The sequence below is a fragment of the Burkholderia sp. NLJ2 genome, from assembly GCF_049487195.1.
In the GTDB taxonomy this organism is placed as follows: Bacteria; Pseudomonadota; Gammaproteobacteria; order Burkholderiales; family Burkholderiaceae; genus Burkholderia; species Burkholderia pyrrocinia.
Genome location: NZ_CP137810.1, coordinates 2,713,569 through 2,734,240 on the forward strand (window position 1 = coordinate 2,713,569; position 20,672 = coordinate 2,734,240).

At 67.4% G+C, this 20,672-nt stretch carries 15 protein-coding genes and 2 pseudogenes; 5 read left to right on the forward strand and 12 right to left on the reverse strand.

The annotated features are described in order from the left end of the window. The first annotated feature begins 38 nt into the window (after positions 1–38). Positions 39–695, forward strand: coding sequence for a phosphorylase (locus R9B84_RS34680; protein ID WP_423763541.1), 657 nt, complete (start codon positions 39–41; stop codon positions 693–695). Positions 696–811: 116 nt separating this feature from the next. On the opposite strand, the gene R9B84_RS34685 is transcribed toward R9B84_RS34680, so the two are convergent. Both R9B84_RS34685 and R9B84_RS34690 read right to left on the reverse strand, forming a co-directional pair. Then, complete coding sequence (locus tag R9B84_RS34685; protein WP_423761888.1) at positions 812–1,813, reverse strand: MlaA family lipoprotein; 1,002 nt, start codon at positions 1,811–1,813, stop codon at positions 812–814. Continuing rightward, positions 1,806–4,439, reverse strand: a complete 2,634-nt coding sequence (locus R9B84_RS34690) for an MMPL family transporter (protein WP_423761889.1) — start codon at positions 4,437–4,439, stop codon at positions 1,806–1,808. The genes R9B84_RS34685 and R9B84_RS34690 overlap by 8 nt, the downstream gene beginning before the upstream one ends. A gap of 333 nt (positions 4,440–4,772) precedes the next feature. Here R9B84_RS34690 and R9B84_RS34695 point away from each other — a divergent pair, with 333 nt between their 5' ends. Beyond that, positions 4,773–5,369, forward strand: a complete 597-nt coding sequence (locus R9B84_RS34695; RefSeq protein WP_047902115.1) for an MlaC/ttg2D family ABC transporter substrate-binding protein — start codon at positions 4,773–4,775, stop codon at positions 5,367–5,369. Positions 5,370–5,599: 230 nt separating this feature from the next. Here the strand turns inward: R9B84_RS34695 and R9B84_RS34700 are convergent, their stop codons facing one another. From R9B84_RS34700 to R9B84_RS34725, 6 genes and pseudogenes are all read right to left on the reverse strand, one after another. Continuing rightward, positions 5,600–6,244: a response regulator gene (locus R9B84_RS34700; protein WP_047902116.1), complete on the reverse strand. Its 645-nt coding sequence runs from the start codon at positions 6,242–6,244 to the stop codon at positions 5,600–5,602. 30 nt (positions 6,245–6,274) lie between these two features. Further along, on the reverse strand, positions 6,275–7,657 hold the full coding sequence (locus R9B84_RS34705; RefSeq protein WP_423761890.1) for a cache domain-containing protein: 1,383 nt from the start codon (positions 7,655–7,657) through the stop codon (positions 6,275–6,277). 179 nt (positions 7,658–7,836) lie between these two features. After that, positions 7,837–9,402: a sensor domain-containing diguanylate cyclase gene (locus R9B84_RS34710; protein WP_423761891.1), complete on the reverse strand. Its 1,566-nt coding sequence runs from the start codon at positions 9,400–9,402 to the stop codon at positions 7,837–7,839. A 563-nt stretch (positions 9,403–9,965) separates the two neighbouring features. Beyond that, the gene (locus R9B84_RS34715) at positions 9,966–12,140 is read right to left on the reverse strand and encodes a malate synthase G (RefSeq protein ID WP_423761892.1); all 2,175 of its coding nucleotides are present in this window, start codon (positions 12,138–12,140) and stop codon (positions 9,966–9,968) included. 44 nt (positions 12,141–12,184) lie between these two features. Beyond that, positions 12,185–12,589, reverse strand: a complete 405-nt coding sequence (locus R9B84_RS34720) for a GlcG/HbpS family heme-binding protein (RefSeq protein WP_407971821.1) — start codon at positions 12,587–12,589, stop codon at positions 12,185–12,187. Positions 12,590–12,611: 22 nt separating this feature from the next. Next, positions 12,612–12,974 (reverse strand): annotated as a pseudogene (locus R9B84_RS34725) (heterodisulfide reductase-related iron-sulfur binding cluster); the annotation flags it as partial. Between the two features lie 156 nt (positions 12,975–13,130). On the opposite strand from R9B84_RS34725, the pseudogene R9B84_RS34730 reads away from it, so the two are divergent. After that, positions 13,131–13,682 (forward strand): annotated as a pseudogene (locus tag R9B84_RS34730) (DUF6306 domain-containing protein); the annotation flags it as partial. Positions 13,683–14,015: 333 nt separating this feature from the next. Continuing rightward, positions 14,016–15,419: a GGDEF domain-containing protein gene (locus tag R9B84_RS34735; protein ID WP_423761893.1), complete on the forward strand. Its 1,404-nt coding sequence runs from the start codon at positions 14,016–14,018 to the stop codon at positions 15,417–15,419. A 163-nt stretch (positions 15,420–15,582) separates the two neighbouring features. Here R9B84_RS34735 and R9B84_RS34740 read toward each other — a convergent pair whose 3' ends face one another. Further along, the gene (locus R9B84_RS34740) at positions 15,583–16,707 is read right to left on the reverse strand and encodes an MFS transporter (protein WP_423763542.1); all 1,125 of its coding nucleotides are present in this window, start codon (positions 16,705–16,707) and stop codon (positions 15,583–15,585) included. Between R9B84_RS34740 and R9B84_RS34745 the strand changes: the two genes are divergently transcribed. Then, positions 16,706–17,257 (forward strand): ArsR/SmtB family transcription factor, encoded by a 552-nt coding sequence (locus R9B84_RS34745; protein WP_423761894.1) that lies wholly within the window; start codon positions 16,706–16,708, stop codon positions 17,255–17,257. The genes R9B84_RS34740 and R9B84_RS34745 overlap by 2 nt on opposite strands. A 240-nt stretch (positions 17,258–17,497) precedes the next feature. Here the strand turns inward: R9B84_RS34745 and R9B84_RS34750 are convergent, their stop codons facing one another. The 3 genes from R9B84_RS34750 to R9B84_RS34760 are packed head-to-tail and all read right to left on the reverse strand — an operon-like array spanning position 17,498 to position 20,625. Next, entirely contained in the window at positions 17,498–18,349 is an 852-nt protein-coding gene (locus R9B84_RS34750) for a carbohydrate ABC transporter permease (protein WP_065503326.1), read from the reverse strand. Positions 18,350–18,366: 17 nt separating this feature from the next. Next, positions 18,367–19,311, reverse strand: a complete 945-nt coding sequence (locus tag R9B84_RS34755) for a carbohydrate ABC transporter permease (RefSeq protein WP_047902125.1) — start codon at positions 19,309–19,311, stop codon at positions 18,367–18,369. Between the two features lie 54 nt (positions 19,312–19,365). Continuing rightward, the gene (locus R9B84_RS34760; RefSeq protein ID WP_423761895.1) at positions 19,366–20,625 is read right to left on the reverse strand and encodes an ABC transporter substrate-binding protein; all 1,260 of its coding nucleotides are present in this window, start codon (positions 20,623–20,625) and stop codon (positions 19,366–19,368) included. Positions 20,626–20,672 lie beyond the last annotated feature (47 nt).

Genomic DNA, 20,672 nt, shown 5'->3' on the forward strand with positions numbered 1-20,672 from the left:
GGCACAACGGCGCATCGCCCGTCATCGCGGTGACGGGGATGGCGTTCGAGGCGCGCATCGCACGCGGCGACGGCGTCGAGGCCGTATTCGCCGCGCGGGCCGACCGGCTCGAGCGCGCGCTGGCCGACGCGACCGCGCGCGGTTGCGCGGGCATCGTGAGCTTCGGCACGGCGGGCGGCCTCGCGCCCGATCTGGCGCCCGGCGCGCTCGTGATCGCGACCGCGATCGACGGGCCGTTCGGCCGTGTCGAGACCGATACGGGGTGGAGCGCGCGGCTCGTCGCGGCGCTGCACGACACGCCGGTGTGGGCGCGCGTCACGCGCGGCACGATCGCGGCGGTCGGTGCGCCGGTCGTCAGCGAACAGGAAAAGGCATCGCTGCACCATGCGAAGGGCGCGCTCGCCGTCGACATGGAGTCGCACATCGCGGCGGCCTTCGCGGCTGCGCGCGGCGTGCCGTTCGCGGTGTGCCGCGCGATCGTCGATCCGGCGTGGCGCACGCTGCCGCGCGCGGCAACGGCCGGCCTGCGCGACGACGGCAGCACGGCGATCCTGCCGATCCTGCGCGAATTGCTGAAGCAGCCGTCGCAGCTCGGCCCGCTGCTGCAGGTCGCGAGCGATGCGCGCGCGGCGCGCACGACGCTGATCCAGGCACGGCACGCATTCGAGCGTACGGGCGCGATGCGGATCGTCTGAGCGGCACGCGCCGCGTTTCTCCCCCTCCACTTCCCGGTTTCCCGTTTCCCGTGGACAAAAAAAGAGCGCTGCATCATGCAGCGCTCTTTGTTTTTGCGGCGGTCGCCGTTGTGGCGTTACTGCGCGGCCGGACTGCTCGCGGGCATCGCCGGCGCGGCCGGTGTACCGTCAGCGGCCGGCACCGTCGCCGGGCCCGACGATGCCGGTGCCGCTGCCGGTGCCGCGGCAGGCGCACTCGCGGGCATCGCATTGTCCGCACCCGGATCGTCGTACTGCGGCAATCCCGGCGCGGCCGGTGCGTTGTTCGGCGTGGTACCCGATGCGCCGCCCGACTCGCCCGGATCCTCGTAGTTCGGCAGCCCCGGCACGGCCGGCGTCGCGGCCGGCACGGCGCCCGATTCGCCCGGCTCGCTGTAGTTCGGCACCGCGGTCGACGACGACTGGCTGCGATACGTCAGCGACTTGCGCTGCTGCAGGTACGCGTCGCGCACGAACGAATACGGATCGAGCGCGGCCTGCTTCAGCAGGTCGGTCGCGCCGAGCAGGTCCGAGCGCGCGCTGATGAATTGCGCGATGTACATCGGATTGCGCGCGGCCGGCTCGATGTAGTTGAGCAGGTTGAAGCGCACGTCCACCGCGCGGCCGACGCCGTCGCGGACCGTGCTCGGCCCGAACACGGGCAGCACGAGGTACGGGCCGGACGGCACGCCCCAGCGCGCGAGCGTCAGGCCGAAATCCTGGTGATGCTTCGGCAGCCCGGCCGGCGTCGCGATGTCGATCAGGCCGGCGACGCCGAACAGCGAGTTCATCGCCACGCGCATCAGATCCTGCGTCGCATCGGTGATGCGCAACTGCAGCAGGTTGTTCGCCATGTTGCCGAGATCGCCGAGGTTCGAGAAGAAGTTGCTGATCGCGGTGCGCACGGGCGTCGGCGTGATTTTCTGGTAACCCTTCGCGATCGGCACCGCGATGTTCGAATCGACCGCGTCGTTGATCTTGTACATCGTCCGGTTCATCGGCTCGAGCGGGTCGTTCGGATTGCGGTTCGGTCCCGTCGCGCAGCCGGTCAGCATTGCGCTGGCGGCGACGGTCGCCGCAATGATTCGCACCTTATTCATTGATTCCTTGCGATTGGTTCTTGGCGCGTTTGACGCGCGGTTTGCCCATCAGGACGGGCTGGAACATCACGGCGCCGATCAGCGTGCAGGTCAGTGCCAGCGCGAGCAGCTTGCCCATGCTCGACGTGCCCGGGTGGTGCGACAGCCACAGGCTGCCGAATGCGGTCGCCGTCGTCGCGGCGCTGAACAGCACCGCGTGCGTGAGGCTCGATTGCAGCAACCCCGTCTGCCCCGCGCGCCACGCCATCACGAAATACACCTTGAACGCGACGCCGACGCCGAGCATCAGCGGCAGCGCGATGATGTTCGCGAAGTTGAGCGGCATGCCGAGCACGACGCACATCTCGAGCGTCACGACGCCCGACACGAGCAGCGGCACCAGCGTGCGCAGCACGTCGCCGAAGCGGCGCAGCGTGAGCCACAGCAGGATCGTGATCGAAATGATCGACCACAGCGCCGCGTGCAGGAACGCGTTGATGATCGTGTCGGCCGAATGCAGGATCGAGATCGGCCCGCCGGTCGTGCCCGGTTCCGCGGCCTTCACGGTCTGCGCGAAACGGCGCAGCATCGTGTCGTCGTTCGGGTCGACGCCCTTCGGCACCTTCGGCGAGATCTGCACGAGCGCGTGGCCGTCCGGCGCGACCCAGTCGCGCACGAGTTGCGGCGGCAGCGATTCGCGCGTGATGTCCTGCGGCTGGAGCAGCGCCGCGAGCTGGCTGAGCGCCATGCGCAGCGTATCGGAGAACGCGCGCTCGGCGCGGTCGCGCGTCGCGCTGTCGGCGGCGGCAAGCTTCGCGAGCGACGCGGACAGGTGTTGCGCGGCGGCCGCGCCCGGGCCCGGGTGATCTTCCGCCGCGTAGCCGAGCAGGTCCGACACGCGCTTGAGCGCGGCGACGCGCTGCGCGTCGGTCGCGGGCGGCGCGGCCGGCTGCGTCAGCGCGGGCAGCAGGTCGCTCGCGGCCGCGGCGATCGCCGCGCGCTTGGCCGGCTGGTCGGCGGGGATGAAGGTCGACAGGGTGGTCGTGCGGCCGACTTCGGGCAGCGCGTCGAGGCGCTTCGCGGCCGCGTCGGCGTCGGCGAGCGACGGTGCGAGCAGCGTGACGTCGTTGACGGCTGCTTCGGGCGAATCCTTCAGCGCGAGCAGCGTCGCCATCGATTCGCTGTGCGGATCCTTCAGGTGCAGCGGGTTGAAGTCGAAGCGCAGGAACGCGAGCAGCGGCAGCGCGCCGATCACGACCACGAGCGTGCCGATCAGGATCGGCTTGCGATGACGATCGAGGAAATCGTCGACCGGCGCGAGCCACGGGAAGCCCGGCGTCTTCGATTCGCCGGGCGGCGCGAACAGGCGCAGCAGCGCGGGCAGCAGCGTGAGCGTGGTCAGCAGGGCGACGAACATCCCGACGCCCGCGATCAGGCCGAGCTCGGACACGCCGCGATAGGCGGTGGGGATGAACGAGAAGAAGCTTGCCGCGACGGCCGCGGTGGCCAGCGCGAGCGGCATGCCCATCGAGTGCGCGGCGCCGATCAGCGCATGATCGATGCGCGGATCGCGGAAGCGTTCCTCGCGGTACTTCACGCCGTACTGGATCGAGAAGTCGACGCCGAGGCCGACGAACAGCACCATGAACGCGACCGAGATCATGTTCAGCGAGCCGACCATCGCGAGGCCGAGCGCGGCGGTCACGACGAGGCCGACGAACAGCGTGACGAGTACCGAGCCGATCATCCGCTTCGAGCGCAGCGCAAGCCACAGGATGACGAGCACGGCGAGCAGCGTGAGCGCGCCGTTGAGCGCCGCGCCGTCCTCGACCGATGCGAATTCGTCGTCGGCGAGCGGCTGTTCGCCGGTCAGGCGCACGGCCGCGCCGTAACGCTTCTCCAGGTCGAGCGAACGGGCAGCGTCGCGGATCACCTGGCTGGTTTCCGCACCGGCCTTCAGCGCGCCGTAGTTGACCACGGGCTGCACGGTGACGAACGCGCGCGCGGGCTGCCGCGCGGCGTCGCTGTCGACCAGCGCGCGCCACGAGAACGCCGCCGGCTTGCCGGCCAGCACGTCGTCGACCGTCGCGGCGCTGCGCGCGAGCAGCTTCGCCATCGCGGGCAGTTTCACCTGGCCGGTCAGGAGCGGCTGGCCGAGCGTGGTGGCCAGCGTCGTCGCGAGCCCGGTCAGGCTCGGGTTCTTCGCGAGTTCGTTGACGAGCGGGCGCGCGCTCGCGAGCTGCGACGTCGTATCGGAGACTTCCTGCGGCGACAGGAACAGCAACCCGTTGTGCTCGAAGAACGGCCCGCCGCCGGGCTCGGCGACCTGGCCGATGCGGCCGGCTTCGGCCTGCTTCTGCAGCGCTTCGGTCAGCGCATGCGCGGCGGCATTCGCGAACTCGGGCGCGGGCGCTTCGACGACCGCGAGGATCGTGCCGCTGCGTTGCGGGAACGCTTTGTCGACGGCCTGGCCGAGCGCGGCCCATTGCGGTTCCGCATCGACGAGCTTGCTGATGTCGGTGTTGATCTTGAAATGCTGCGCGACGTAGACACCGCTGAGGGCAGCGATGACGAGCGACAGGACGACGACCCAGACGGGACGGCGCACCGACCACGCAACGAGTCGGACGATGAGAGATGTCACCATGTGGCGGTGGGAAGCGGCTGGCAAGGGCAAAGTAGCCAAGTATACCGGCGCGGCGTGGCGACGGACGTGACGTTGCGGGTTTCGGGGCGGGAAGGAGATTTGTTCGCGGCGGCGGAATCGATGCCGGTGGCCGGCTGTTTTGTAAGGGTATGTTTACATAATCGGCGCCGCGCTGCCTCGCCGCGCCGTCGCCCGCGCCTGTGACAAATGAAGCTGAAAGGTAACAGTCGGTCACGGCGCGGCAACCGGGCGTCAGCCCCGGTATACTTTGCCCCACCGGCCGATGCAAAGAGCCGGTCGTTTTTTCCCATTGAGTGCGATATCGATATCCGTATGAAACGTCATCTGTTTGCTTTCGTCGCGGCCGCCGCCGTGTCGGTTTCCGCTTTCGCGCAGAGCGCGCCGGTCGATATCGTCCGCAATGCGGTCGAGGGCACCGTCACCGCGATGAAGGCCGATCCGGCCGCCCGCGGCGGTGACATGGCGAAGGTCACGCAGGTCGTCGAGCAGCGCTTCCTGCCCGCGACCAACTTCGAGCGCACGACCCGCATCGCCGTCGGCGACGCGTGGAAGCAGGCGACGCCGGACCAGCAACAGGAGCTGTACAAGCAGTTCAAGCTGCTGATGACGCGCACCTATGCCGCGTCGCTCGCGCAGCTCGGCGGTCAGGACGCGAAGTTCTCGTTCAAGGCCGGCGGCGCGTCGGGCGCCGACGCGCTCGTGCAGTCGACGGTGACGACGCCGGGCGACAGCCAGTCGGTCGGCTATCGTCTCGGCAAGGTCGGCAACGACTGGAAGATCTACGACATCGACATGTCGGGCGCGTGGCTGATCCAGGTCTACCAGGGCCAGTTCAAGAGCCAGCTCGCGTCGGGCGGGATCGCCGGGCTGATCGCGTATCTGCAGAAGCACAATTCGCGGACGAATTGACGGCCGCTGCGCGGCCCGCAGTCTGGATGCATGAAGGGCGCTCTCGGGCGCCCTTTTTCGTTGCGGGCCGCGCGTGCGGCACCCGCCCGTCGCGCATTATTCGCCGGCGCCGAGCATCCGCAGGCAATCGCGGACGACGGCGTCGTGCGTGACGTCTTCGCAGCTGGAACGATGCGGCGTGCAGGCCGGCTGGTCGCGTCTTCCGCAGCGGATCGCCGCGCCGGGCGTGCCTACCGCCGCCGATGCTCGACCGCGAACTTGATCAGTTCGGCCTGCCCTTCGATCTCGAGCTTGCGCTTCAAATTGAGCCGGTGCGTTTCCACCGTGCGCACCGACAGCCCCGTCTGCTGCGCGATCTGCTTGCTCGACAACCCTTCGGCCAGCGCGTCGAGGATGTCGCGTTCGCGCGGCGTCAGCCGATCGAGCGGCGACGCGGTCGCGCTCGCATGGATCATCCGCGCGGCGAGCCCTTCGCTGAAGAACGTCTGCCCGGCCAGTACCGCGCCGATCGCGCGGACGATCTCGCTCGCGGGCGAATCCTTCAGCAGGTAACCGCTCGCGCCGGCACGCACGGCCTGCGTCACGTATTCGATGTTGTCGTGCATCGACAGCATCAGCACGCGGATGCCGGGAAAACGCTCGTGGAACACGCCCGAGAGCGCGATGCCGTTCATCCCGTTCATGCCGACGTCCATCAGTGCGAGATCGGGTTCGAGCGACGCGGCGAGCGCGAGCGCCTCGTCGGCGTTGCCGGCCTCGCCGACCACGGACAGGTCGGCTGCTTCGAGCCGCATCCGCAAGCCGTCGCGCACGAGCGGGTGATCGTCGACGAGCAGCAATCGGGCGGCGGGCCGGGCAGTGTCGGGGGCGCTCATGCGAAAGGTCTCCTGTTATGGGGTGCGTCGTCACGTGGTGCCGCGCAGCGGCACACGTGCGGCGACGATCGTGTGGCCGACCTGCGACGAGATCGTCAGCATGCCGCCGAGCGCGTCGAGGCGCTCGCGCATGTTGCGCAGGCCGATGCCGCGGCGCGCGTCGGCCTGCGAGCGTTCGGCGTCGAAGCCGCAGCCGTTGTCGGCGATGGTCAGCGTGACGGATAACGCGCCGACGTCGAGCGTGACGGCCGCGCGCGTCGCCTGCGCATGATGCACGATGTTGCTGAGCGCCTCCTGTGCGATCCGGAACAGCGCGGTGTTGACAGCCTCGGGCAGCGGCCGCGTGCCGCTGTGCGCGACCTGCGTATAGCCGATGTCGATGCCGCTTTCGGCGCCGAGCTCGCGGACGAGCTGCTCGAGCGCGGCCGCGAGACCGAGATCGTCGAGCATCGACGGACGCAGCGCATGCGAGATGCGCCGCACTTCGCGCAGCGTGTCGCCGAGCCGCCCGACGCCCGACACGAGCGCCTGTTCGGCCTCGGGCACGCGCGACGCGCCGCGTTCGAAACGCGCGAGCGCGGATTCGAGCATCAGCTTCGCGGACACCATCATCTGGCTGATCCCGTCGTGCAGTTCGCGCGACAGCCGCGCGCGCTCCTGCTCCTGCGATTCGACGACGCGCTGCGCGAGCAGCTTGAGCTTCGCGTCGGCGCTGCGAGACTCGCTGACGTTCAGCACCAGCGCGCACACGGCGATCGCCGCCGCGCCCGTGAGCGCGATCGCGGTGAGCCAGCTCATCGTGCGCTCGATGTTCGCGGACGCGCGCGCGTCGATGCGCTGCAGCGCGGTGTCGACGTCGTCGAGATAGATGCCCGTGCCGACCATCCAGCCCCAGCGTTCGAGCGCGACCACGTAGCCGAGCTTCGGCGCGACGCGGCCCGTCGACGGCCGCTGCCATGCGTAGCGCACGTAGCCGCCGCCGTGCGATGCCGCGCCGATCAGCTGCTGGATCGTCAGCGCACCCTGCGGGTCGCGCATCGACCAGAAGTTGTGACCGACGCGTTCGGGCTCGCGCGGATGCATCAGCGCATTGCCGTGCAGGTCGTATACGAAGAAATAACCGTCGGGCCCGAAATCCATCTTCTGCAGCATCGCGAGCGCCTGCGTGCGCAGCAGCGCGTCGTCGCGCGCATTGCGGCCGCTCGCATCGTAGAGCGGCATGATCGCGCTCGTCGCGAGCTCGACGTAGTGCTTCAGCTCGACTTCCTTGCTCGACAGGTACGCGGCCTGAATCGTCGCGTGCTGCGTGCGCGCGAGCGACGTCGCCTGCTGGCGCACGCCGAAGCCGATGCCGGCGATCGCGAGCAGGAACGGCACGATGGCCAGAAGGAAGATCTTTGCCTTGAGTCTCATGGTGGTGCGAAGCGGCCGGGAACCGGTGCGGCCGGCTAGGTGCGGCCGGCCAGGTGCGGGCCGGCCGGGCGCGTCAGCCGCGCGGCGGCGTGTCGAGCCGACATTGTCGGCGATTTTGCACACGGGGGGCTGCGACCGCTCCGCCGCCCCGCCGCCCGGCCGCTCAGGTGCCCGGGCGCTCAGGCCCGCCGCGACTCGAGATCGTCGGAGCGCGCGGGCGTCAGTACGACGATGCGGTTGCGCCCGCCTTCCTTCGCGCGATACAGCGCATCGTCGGCGAGCTTCAGCGCGGCCTGCATGTCGTCGTCGTGTTCGGGATAGTTCGTCGTCACGCCGACGCTCACCGTCAGGCGGCCGGCCGTGCCGGCGTCGTGCCGGATGCCGAGGTCGAGGATGCCCGTGCGGATCGTCTCGGCGATCGTCACCGCGCCGTCGGTGTCGACGTCGGGCAGCACCACGACGAACTCCTCGCCGCCATAGCGCGCCGCATAGTCGGCCGGGCGGCGCAGGCAGCCGGCGATGCAATGGCCGACCGCGGCGAGCGCGTCGTCGCCGGCCTGGTGGCCCTGCGTATCGTTGTAGCGCTTGAAGTAATCGACGTCGATGAACAGCAGCGACAGCGCATGCTGCGAGCGCGCGGCGCGGCGCCATTCGCGCGCGAGCGTGACGTCGAGCATCCGGCGGTTGTCGAGGCCCGTGAGGCCGTCGGTGCGCGCGAGCGCCTGCAGCTCGGTTTCCGCACGATGGCGCTTGCGCAGCTGCACGTCGAGCAGCAGCGACAGGCCGACGAAGCCGATCGCGAGCGCGCCCATCGCGGAGCCGATCGGAATCGCGCGGTCGTACCACGCGGCATAGGTGTCCGCTTCCGACCGCGCGACCATGATGATGAGCGGCAGGTGATCGAGGTGCCGGAACACGTACAGGCGTCGCACGCCGTCGATCGACGCGGTGTCGGCGAAGCTGCCTTCGCTGGCGGTCATGAAATGCCGGAACGTGCTGGCGCGGCTGATGTCGCGGCCGACGATCTTCGGGTCGTACGGTTCGCGCGCGAGCATCAGGCCGCTCGTGTTGATCAGCGCGATCGAGCCGCGATCGCCGAGCGACAGGCGCGAGAACAGGTTCTGGAAATATTCGAGCCGGATCGACATCACCGCGACGCCGCCGAACGACCCGTCGGGCTTCGTGATCCGCCGGCTGAGCGCGATGCTGGGCGAGCCGCCGCGCAGCCGCGAATGGTACGGGTTGCTGACGTACAGGCCGATATCGGGGTGGTCGCGGTGGATGGTGAAATACGGCTCGTTGCCGAAGTTGGCCTTGCGCGGCACGTCGCTCATGCCGTCGACCGCGATGTCGCCCTTTGCGTCGAGCACGTAGATGCCGCCGAGGTACTTGGCCGTCGTCGCGCGGTCGAACAGCACCTGGCGGCGCAGCGACATCGGCAGCGCGACGACCGCCGGGTCGTTCTCGCCTTCGACGACGGCTTGCAGCGACAGCGAATAGATCTCGATGTTGCGCTCGATGTCCCACGACCCCATCAGCGCGAGGTTCTGCTGCATCGTGCGCGAGCGGTCGCGCGCGTCGATGCGGCCTTCGTACAGCACGATCCCGCACAGGAGCAGCAGGATCAGCGCGATCAGCAGCCCCGTATAGAAGATCAGGTGCGGCAGCAGGAACCGGCGCAAATGAGCGGCGACACGGCTTGTCCGGCCGGATTCGCTGGGCATTGCGTAGTCGGTTTCTGCCATGGTCCGTGGATCGATGGGCATCGTCGCCAGGCGGCGGGCCGATGCGATTGTTCGTATGACGTGTCGGCGGCGATCCGGTGCGCGGCCCTTCCGGCGCCGTCTTCCCGCCCGGCGGAGAAAACGGGCACCGATTATCGATATTCGCGGCCAGATATACCGGTAAATCGTGCATTCATCGGCGACATCTGCCGCGATTCGATGATCCGACGAATCGGGCGGCGCGGATTCAACGGAGTATAACGCGCGCATTCGCGCGCGCGGAAAATGTTGCGACCCGTTGATCCGGATCAAATTACAGTGAAATCCCGGGCTTGCAAATATTGGGCGGAGCGTTACTGCGCAAGGCTTTGCCGCATGGCGGGTGCACGCGCGCCGCGTACGGCCGCCGATTCGGGCGGATTAACGGCAGGCGCAGGCGAAACTTGAAAGCGCGCGATATGTGCCGATTATCGGTTTCAGCATACGGTTTCAACGGCCGCGCGAACGTAAAAATGAAAACGGGCGGCCATGAAGGCCGCCCGTTTCGTCGAGCCGGCATGCGGGGCGGGCCCGCATGCGCATGCTCAGGCGCCGTGCTGTTGCGCCTTGTACGCGAGCCGGAACCGGTGCAGCAGCGGCTCGGTATAGCCGCTCGGTTGCGACGTGCCCTGCAGCGCGAGCGCGCACGCGGCCTTGAACGCGGTCGACTGGTCGTAGCCGGGCGCCATCGGGCGATAGTTTGGGTCGCCGGCGTTCTGCTGGTCGACGACGCGCGCCATCCGCTTGAACACGTCGAGCACGAAGGCCTCGGTGATCACGCCGTGGCGCAGCCAGTTCGCGATGTGCTGGCTCGAAATGCGCAGCGTCGCGCGGTCTTCCATCAGGCCGACATCGTGGATGTCCGGCACCTTCGAGCAGCCGACGCCCTGTTCGACCCAGCGCACCACGTAGCCGAGGATGCCCTGCGCGTTGTTCTCGACCTCGCTCAGGATTTCGTCTTCGCTCCATTCGGCGCGTTCGACGACCGGCACGGTCAGCAGGCCTTCGAGCAGCGCGTCGCGCTCGCTCGCGTACGGCGTCTTTTCGAGTTCCTGCTGGACGGCCTGCACGTCGACGAGGTGGTAGTGCAGCGCGTGCAGCGTCGCGGCGGTCGGCGACGGTACCCACGCGGTGTTCGCACCCGCGCGCGGATGCGCGATCTTCTGCTCGAGCATCGCGTGCATCAGGTCCGGCATCGCCCACATGCCCTTGCCGATCTGCGCGCGGCCGCGCAGGCCGGCCGACAGGCCCGCGAGCACGTTGTTGCGCTCGTACGACGTGATCCAGGCCGACGACTTCATGTCGCCCTTGCGGATCATCGGGCCTGCTTCCATCGCGGTGTGCATCTCGTCGCCGGTGCGGTCGAGGAAGCCGGTGTTGATGAACGCGACCCGCGCGGCCGCCGCCGCGATGCACGCGGCGAGGTTCACGCTGGTGCGGCGCTCCTCGTCCATGATGCCCATCTTCAGCGTGTTGCGCGGCAGGCCGAACAGATCCTCGATGCGCGCGAACAGCGTATCGGCGAACGCGACTTCGACCGGGCCGTGCATCTTCGGCTTCACGATGTAGATCGAACCCGTGCGCGAGTTGCGCTTCGCGTTCAGGTCGTGCAGCGCGCACAGCGTCGTGACGACGCCGTCGAGGATCCCTTCCGGAATCTCGTTGCCGTCGCGGTCGAGCACCGCGCCGTTGGTCATCAGGTGGCCGACGTTGCGCACGAACAGCAGCGAGCGGCCGTGCAGCGACAGCGTGCCGCCGTCGGGCGTCGTGTACTCGCGGTCGGCGTTCAGGCGGCGCGTGAAGGACTTGCCGCCCTTCGCGACTTCCTCGACCAGCGTGCCCTGCATCAGGCCGAGCCAGTTGCGGTAGAGCTGGACCTTGTCGTCGGCGTCGACCGCCGCGACCGAATCCTCGCAATCGATGATCGTGCTGACCGCGGCTTCGAGCACGACGTCCTTCACGTTCGCGAGATCGGCACGGCCGATCGGCGTCGACGCATCGATCTGGATCTCGAGGTGCAGGCCGTTGTGTTTCAGCAGGATCGCGGACGGTGCGTCGGCCGCGCCCTGGTAGCCGACGAACAGCGCCGGCTGCGCGAGATGCACGACACCCTTGCCGGTTTCGACGGCGAGCTGGCCGTCCTGCACGCGGTAGCGCAGCGCGTCGCGGTGCGAGCCGCTCGCGAGCGGCGCCGCGTTGTCGAGCACGTTGCGCGCGTAGTCGATCACGCGCTGGCCGCGCGTCGGGTTGTAGGTCGCGGTGCGTTCGGCGCCGCCGTCTTCAGGCAGTGCGTCGGTGCCGTACAGCGCGTCGTACAGGCTGCCCCAGCGGGCGTTCGCGGCGTTCAGCGCGTAGCGCGCGTTCGACAGCGGCACGACGAGCTGCGGGCCAGCCTGCGTGGCGATCTCGCTGTCGACGTTCGCGGTGGCTGCCGCGACGCTCGACGGGACCGGCACAAGGTAGCCGATCTTTTCGAGGAATGCGCGATACGCGGCGTGGTCGCGTACGGGGCCGGGGTGGGCACGGTGCCAGGTGTCGAGTTCCTGCTGCAGGCGGTCGCGTTCCGCGAGCAGCTCGCGGTTGCGCGGCGCCAGGTCGTGCACCAGGGCCGAGAACCCGCTCCAGAACGCGGCCTTGTCGACGCCGGTGCCCGGCAGCGCTTCGTTTTCAATGAACTGGCTCAGCGCTGGCGCGACTTGCAGTCCTGCTTGGTCGATCATCGTTAATCCTCCCGGGGAAAAATGCGCGCGCGCGGCTTGGCTGGTTATGTCGCGACGCTTTGTGTGCCGGCGCGGGCGATCTGCGCGTCCTGTTCGGACTTTACGCCAGACACACCGATCGCGCCCGCAATCCGGCCGCCGACCGTGACCGGCACGCCGCCTTCGAGCAACCCCGTCAGCGGCACGCTGAGAAACGCGGTGCGGCCACCGTTGATCATATCCTCATACGCCTTCGTCTCGCGACGGCCGAGCGCCGCGGCGCGCGCCTTGTCCTGCGCGATAGTCGCGCTGGCCGGCGATGCGCCGTTCAGCCGTGCGAACGCGAGCAGATGGCCGCCGTCGTCGACGACGGCGATCGACACGGCCCAGCCATGGCGCTCCGCTTCCGCGCGGGCGGCGGCGAGCATGCGGTCGGCATCGGCGAGTTCGAGTTCGGGTTTCGTTTGCATGGCGTTCCTCCGGAATCCGCGGTCAATTGACGAGGTGGTTGTCGACGAGTTCGATCCAGTGGCGCACGGGCGTGCGGCCCGCGCCGTTCACGTGAGTCTGGCAGCCGACGTTCGCCGTGACAATCAGGTTCCGCCGCGCGGCTTCGAGCGCATCGAGCGGGTGGTCGCGCAGTGTCGTCGCGAGTTCGGGCTGCGTCAGCGAATCGGTGCCGGCCGAGCCGCAGCACGGATGGCCATCGGCGACATTCGTCAGATCGAAGCCGAGCCGCGTCAGGATGCGTTCGACCGCGCCGCCGAGGCGCTGCGCGTGCTGCAGCGTGCACGGGCAGTGGACCGCGACGCGGCGGTGCGTCGCATCGGCCAGCGCGTCGAGCGGCTCGTGCGCTCGACGTTGCGGCTCGAAGGGTGGACGTGAGCGGGTGCCGGATCGTTCGCGCGATGATGTGAATCAAGCAAAGTGCGCTGCCGATGCGGCGCCACAATCGAATATGTCACAGTGTGATCCATTCGATGTGCATGTCGTCATGACCTGCGCACATCCGCGCAACACGCGTTTCGAGCCGTTGAGCGTGACGCGCCGCCGATCCTGAAAGGAGGATGCCGCATGTCCATTCCGACGCGTGGTGACGGGCCCGACGCCCGCGCCGTCCCGATTCCCCATGAACGCCGCACCGCGCTGCTGGCGGCGCTAGACGAACTGCTGGAGGCTGAGCGCGCGGGCGCGCGTGTCGCTTCCGAGACGGCGGCCGACGTGACGGATGATCCCGAACTGCATCGGCTGATCGCACATATCCGCCAGGACGAAGCGCACTGGTGCGGCGTGCTCGTCGACGCGATCCGGTCGCTCGATGTGACGCCGACGCGCGCGACCGGCGCGTTCTACGAAAAGGCGATGGCGATCGACGATCTGGCGGAGCGCATGGCGTTCCTGAACCGCGGCCAGCGCTGGGTCGTCCGCAAGTTGCAGACGCTGCTGCCGACGCTCGCGGATCCGGACATCCACCACGCGCTGTCGCTGATGCTGGTCGCGCACGAGAAGAACATCGGCGCAGTGGATGCGCGATTGCGCGACGGGGAGTCGGGCAGCGTGTAGTGGCGGCCGCACGAAAAACGGGTGCTGCGCGGAGTGGCGGGGAACGCGGGCAAAGGGGCGGCGGCCGGCGCACGAAGCGTCACTCGCCAATCGCGCCGCCTGACCGCGCCGACATCCGGCCCGTCCTGTAAACAGACGTTCGATTGGCGAAGACGAACGTTGCGTCTCTGACCATTCCCTTCATCCGCAACGCTCGGATTACGTTCGTAAGAACCGGTTTCGATTCAATTCGACGATCTATTTACTGCACGCGATTCTATGGTGCCTGACCAGTATCAAATGCAAATCGCTATGCATATACTGGTTTGATCCGACGAAATCCGGGGGGAGACGATGAGCATCGCCGCATCCGCAAACGAGCCGGCCGCCGCCATTCAGTTCATCACCAGGGTCTACGCCAGGCTGCTGCTCGCCGGCTTCGCCTTGGTGCCGGCATTTCTGATCGCGTACTTCTATTGCTTTCAGAACCCCTCGCTGAAATTCGAGAATCACGCATTCCACGAGTTGGCGATCGCAGCCGCGACGCTCGAAGGCGTGTTCGTCACCTACGTGTGCTGGCGTTGTTATCGCTTGTCGGGAGAGCCGCTGTTGCGTTGGCTGACGCTCGGCTTTCTGGGCTTTTCGCTGATCTACACATTGCATGGTGCCTTCACCGGCATGGCGCACCACAATATCTGGCTGTTCCTGTTGTATGGACCGGCCTCGCGCCTCGTCATGTCCATTTTGATCTTTGTAGGACAGCTCTCGTACAGTCGGTCGGCGGACAGCGAGGCGTTCCGCGTCGATCGTCGGGCGTGGGCGACCTGGGTCGGCCTGTTCGTGCTGATCGATGTGCTGGTGGCCTGGGTCGCGTACTCGCCATTTGCCGGCAATCCGTGGGTTCGCCTGTCGATGGAAGGCGGTGCACTCGCCTTTTCGACCCTCAACGTCATCGCGCTGGTGGTGCGGCGCATCCGCACCCCGCTCATGCTGATCTACGGCATCTCGGTTTCGTCGTTCGCGCTCGCGTCGCTTGCGTTCATCCTCGGCCGCCCGTGGAACCATATGTGGTGGCTCGCGCATGTGATCTTCGCCGGGGGTTTTTTCCTGCTGAGTTACGGTGTCGTGCAAGCATTTCACACAACGCGCTCGTTCTCGACCATCTATAGCCAGGAAGAGCTGTTTGCCCGCTTGCGCGAAGCGATGGCCCGCACGGAACGTGCGTTGCAGGAGTTGCAGCGAACCAACGAGAAACTCGAATACATGGCCGCAACCGATCCGTTGACCGGCGCGGCCAACCGGCGGCGCTTCATCGAACGCGTTGAGGCGGAAATTGCCCGCGCGAGACGTAACGGCGCACCGTTCTCGCTGCTTGCACTCGACCTCGACCACTTCAAGGCAGTCAACGATAGCTACGGGCATCAGACGGGCGACCAGGTCCTGCAACGCTTCGTCAAGAAATGCCTCGACGCGATCCGCCCGTACGACGGCGTGGCGCGGGTGGGCGGCGAAGAATTCATGGTCTTGTTGCCGCAGGCCGCTCTGGATACTGCCTGCTTGGTCGGCGAGCGCATTCGCGCAGCGATTGCCGGCACGCCATTCGAGAATGGCGATGGCAAACCGATCGAGGTCACGGTGAGCGTCGGCATATCGGAGTTTGGCCGTGACGGGGAGACGATCGACGCGATTCTGCGCAAGGCAGACGAGCGCTTGTACGAGGCCAAGCATCAGGGGCGAAACCGCGTGATTGCCGCGTAGCGAGCCGAGAGCGGGGACTCGAAAGACGCTGAGCCTGCGCGCCGGCCGCTACCGGCCAGCCATTCGACCGTTGAACACGCGAAAGTTGTCGATTGCGGTCCGGCGTTTCCCATGGCGGGGACGGGTCGTTCGGCGACACCCACGGAATGACGCGCGTCCACCATCAATCGCCGCCGAGTTTCAACGATCGAAACACCATGCCACCGGCCCCGAGCGCAATCAGCGCCAGTGCGATGGCAAATGCAGTGGCACCGGCCGCCAGACCAAAGAAGTCGATCGCGTAGCCGGTCATGACGGGCAGCAGCCCCGCCGGCAGATATCCGCCGATATTCATGACGGCAATGGCTTCGGCCCTGCGCGTGTCCGGCACATGCAGGCCGATGAGCGTCAAGCCGCCCAGCTGCCCAAGGCCCTGCGCGACCCCCGCGAACAGCGCAGCGGCCACCAGAACGGGTGCCGACAGCATATGCACCGCGCCACACAGTGCACCCATCGACAGCACGGTCGCCACCGTACCTGCCATGAACAACGCACGTACCGACCACTGCCGCACGGCGAACTGAACGCCCGTTGCAGCGAGAAACATCGTGCATGCCATGCCGCCGGCGAGCAACGGGCTGCGAACCTCGAGCAGACGGGCGAGTAACGAAGGCCCCAACGCAAGCACGAACGATGTTGCCGTAATGCCGGGCCCGAACACGCCGATGCCGGCCGCGACGTGCCGTCGATTCATCGCCGGGACCGACGGCAAATGCAGACGCGCGACATTGCCGGTTGTCCTTGCCGGTCGGCCAAGGGGCAACCGCCACGCAATGACGAGCGCACTCAGCAGCACGAGGAACTCGATACCGAACACCAGCGCGACCGGATGCGCGACCGTTTGCGCAGCACCGCCGGCCAGCAACGGCCCGAGGCCCGCGCCGAGAACCATCGCTACCGATGCGAGCAGCGCTGCCTGACGTCGACGCTCACCGCCGCCGAGGTCTGCCACGGACGCCATTCCTGCCGACACGATGACACCGACCGAGATACCCGTCAGCAGTCGCGCGACGGCAAGCGTTGCGATGGACGTTGCGCTGGCGAACAACGCACATGCGACCAGCGCCACCAGGATCCCCGGCAGAAGAACCGGCTTGCGGCCGTAACGATCCGATAGCTGTCCGGCCACCGACAGCGTGCCCAGTAGCCCAAGGATGTAAAGGGCAAAGATGACCGTCAAGGTGCCGGATGAAAAACCGAGCGTGCGCTGCCAGACCACATACAGCGGCGTCGGGGAATTGGACAGCATGAACACGGAGGTGACCGTCCATGCGGCGCGCCACATGGCGGGGGAAATGTGCGCGGACGCGCGGCTGGATTGCACTGCGGCAGTGTCGGACACGACGACCTTCCTTGTACGAGTTTTTTCGTACTATAGCTTAGTTCGAAAAAACTCGTACAGTGATATAGTCGTGAACATGAAACGCACGACCCACCCCGACCTGGCCGCCGCAGTCCCGGCGAACCTTCCCGATCCGCTGCCGGAACCGGCAGTGTCCGATTTGCGCCTGGACGCGATATTCGGCGCACTGGCCGACCCGTTGCGCCTGACGATCGTCCGCCGGCTGTTGCTGGAATCCGAGGCGTACGACCACCCGTGCAGCTGGTTCAGTTTCAATCGTGCGAAATCGTCATTGACCCATCACTTCAAGGCGCTGCGTGAAGCGGGCGTGATTCGCCAGCGTCAATATGGGCTCGAGCGACGCAGCCGCGTGCGTACCGAGGATCTGGATTCGCGATTTCCGGGGCTGCTGCAACTGGTGATCGCATGGGAGCCGTCCGGAGACGAACAGGGCTGAGCCGGCCCGTGTCGTCGACGGGCGGATCGATGTCTGCGTCGCACACGCTGCTCGCATCGCCGGATGCCGGCGCCAGCTAGCCAGCCAGCATTTCGACCGGCCGCGTTTGAGTGACCCGAGCGTTTCGTCAGGGGCGATCAGCGTCACCCATGGAATTCCGCGCCGCATGAAAAAAAGCCCGCCGAAGCGGGCAACCTCACGATGCGGAGGGGGAGATGCGAGTGTGCTGGCGGCGCGCGTTCAGCCTTTCGTCGCGCCGAACGTGAGCCCCGCGACGAAATGTTTCTGCATCGCGAAGAACATCGCGACCGACGGCAGCGCGGCGAGGATCGAGCCGGCCGATACGAGATTCCACGACGTCGTCCATTGCCCCTTCAGCGCTGCGACGCCCGCCGTGATCGGCGCGGCTTCGTCGCCTTGCGTGAGACACAGCGCCCAGAAGTAGTCGTTCCACACGAACGTGAACACGAGGATCGCGAGCGCCGCGAGCGCGGGCCGGATCAGCGGCAGCACGATCCGCCAGAACACCGTCCATTCGCCCGCGCCCTCGATGCGCGCGGCCTCGATCAGCTCGAACGGCAGCTGCTTGATGAAGTTGCGCAGGAACAGCGTGCAGAAGCCGGTCTGGAACGCGACATGGAACAGGATCAGCGCCTCGACGGTATTGAACACGCCGAGCCGGAGCGACAGGTCGCGCACCGGGATCATCAGCACCTGCACCGGCACGAAGTTGCCGGCGACGAACGTGCCGAACAGCGCGGCGTTGCCGCGAAACCGGTAGGTCGCGAGCGCGAAGCCGGCCATCGCCGCGAGCGCGATCGAGCCGAGCACGGACGGCACGGTGATCTGCACGCTGTTCCAGAAGTAATGCAGCATCGGCGACGTCGTCAGCGCGTCGCGATAGTTCTCGACCATCGCGAAGTGCCGCGGCCAGCCCCAGTAGTGCCCTTCGACCAGTTCCTCGGTCGAGCGCACCGACGTGACGAACACCGCGATCATCGGCAGCAGCCAGATCAGCAGCGCGACGGGCAGCGACAGCTTGTACAGCCGGCGCGAGACGGGCTTCCATTGGGCAACGGGCGTCGGAAACATGAGGGTCACCGGTCAGGTTATTGCTCGTTGCGCAGCATGCGGCGCAACTGGAACACGATGTAGACGAGCATGATCGCGAACAGCACGACCGCGATCGACGCGGAATAGCCGAGCCGGTAGTACTTGATCGCCTGGTCGTACATGTAATACGCAAGCACGGTCGAACTCTCGAACGGGCCGCCGCTCGTCATCACCGAGATCAGGTCGAAGCTGCGCAGCGCGCCGATCACCGTGACGACGATCGCCATGAAGGTGGTCGGCCGCAGTTGCGGCAGCACGACGTGCCACAGCAGCGCGAAGCCGCGCGCGCCTTCCATCCGCGCCGCTTCGATCTGTTCCGGGTTGACCGACGTGAGGCCGGTCAGGTACAGGATCATGCAGTACGCCGTTTGCGGCCACAGCGCGGCGAATACGATGCCGAGCGTCGCATAGCGCGCGTCGCCGAGCACCGGGATGCCGTGCCCGGCGAGCAGCGCGAGCAGCCCGAACGTCGGATCGTAGAACCACGAGAAGATCAGGCCGACGACCACGCCGGACAGCACGAACGGCGCGAAGAACAGCGATTTCACGAGCCGGATGCCGCCGACCGCCTGGTTCAGGTACAGCGCGAGCGCGAGGCCGAGCGGCGGCGCGAGCATGAACAGCGCGAGCCAGATCACGTTGTTGCGCAGCGCGGTGTAGAACGTCGGCGCGTGCAGCAGTTCGACGTAGTTCGCGAGCCCGACGAAGCTGCGCTCGGTCATCCCGTCCCAGTTGTACAGGCTCAGCCACAGCGTCGACAGGATCGGCCAGATCACATAGACGGCAACCATTGCGCATGCGGGCGCGAGAAAGAGCCACGCGGCGCGCCGTTGCCGCCGCACGGCGGGCGAAGGGCGGCGCGCGGGCAACGCGGCGGCGGGTGCGCCGCGCGGCGGCGGCGCGGCGCCGGCGGGCGGGGTGGACGTGATCGGACTGGACACGGCAAGCCTCCTGTACTGACGCGGCGGCGCAGGGCCGCCGGCTGGGTCACGCGGTCACTTCTTGTAGATCCGCTTGCGGGTCTGTTCGAGCTGCGCGAGCACCGTATCGAGCTGCGCGGGATCGGCCAGGAACTGCTGCATGCCCTTCATCCCTTCGTCGGCCATTTCCTTCGTCATGTCGCGGTCGTAGAACTGCGCGACACCGCCGCGCGTGTCGGCGAGGATCCGGAAGCCGATGCGCGAGATCGGGTCGGCCGGCTCGGGCGACTTGCTGTTGGCCGACAGCGAGCCGAGGCCTTCCGCGAGCTTCGCGCCCATTTCGGGGGTCTGCACGAACGCGAGGAACGTGTGCGCGTCGGCCTTGTTCTTCGCCTTCGTCGGGATATGCAGCGATTCGACCGGGCCGTCCTCGGCGGTCGGCACCTTCGGGTCGATGATCGGGAAGCGGTAGTAGCCCATTTCCTGTTTCATGTTCGCCGGGAAACCGGCGGCGATGAAGGTGCCCATCAGCATCATCGCGGCCTTGCCCTGGAACAGGAACGGCTGCGCGCCGTCGAGATCGTAGGACAGCGCGTTGTCGATGAAGTAGCCGGCATCGATCAGCGATTTCCACGTCGTGTAGACCTTCTTCACGCGCGGGTCGGTGTACGGCACGTCGCCGGCCATCAGCTGCTGGTGGAACGCGTTGCCGTTCACGCGCAGGTCGAGGTAGTCGAACCAGCCGGCGAGCGTCCACGCGTCGCGGCCGCCGACCGCGACCGGCGTGATGCCGGCCGCCTTCAGCTTCTTGCACGCATCGAGAAACTGGTCCCACGTCTTCGGCTCGTCGGCGATGCCGACCTTGCGGAACAGGTCCTTGCGGTAGAACAGCCCCCACGAGTAATAGACGGTCGGCGCCGCGTACTGCTTGCCGTTATACGACGATGCGTCGCGCGTCGATGCATACATCGCGCCCCAGCCGTTCTTGGTCCAGTCGCCGCTCAGGTCCTCGAACAGCCCGCGCCTCGCGTAATACGCCATCCGCTCGCCCGCATGCCAGTTCACGACGTCGGGCGCGACGGTCGTGAGCCACGCGGGGAGCTGCACCTTGTACGCTTCCTCGTCGACGAAGGTCGCCTTCACGTCGATGTCGGGGTGCGCCTTGTGGAACGCGTCGAGCGTCGATTGCCAGACCGCGCGCTGGCTGGCGCCTTTGAACGCGATGTTGATCGTCAGCGTGCCGGCGCTCGCCGGCGCGGCGGCGCCGAACGAAGCGAACGCGATGGCGGCGGCCGTTGCGAGCCGGGCGGCGGCGCGAAGGGGGCGATGTGTCATGGTTGTCTCCATTCCTGTGTGTCGTTGTGCGTGACCGGCGCGTCGCG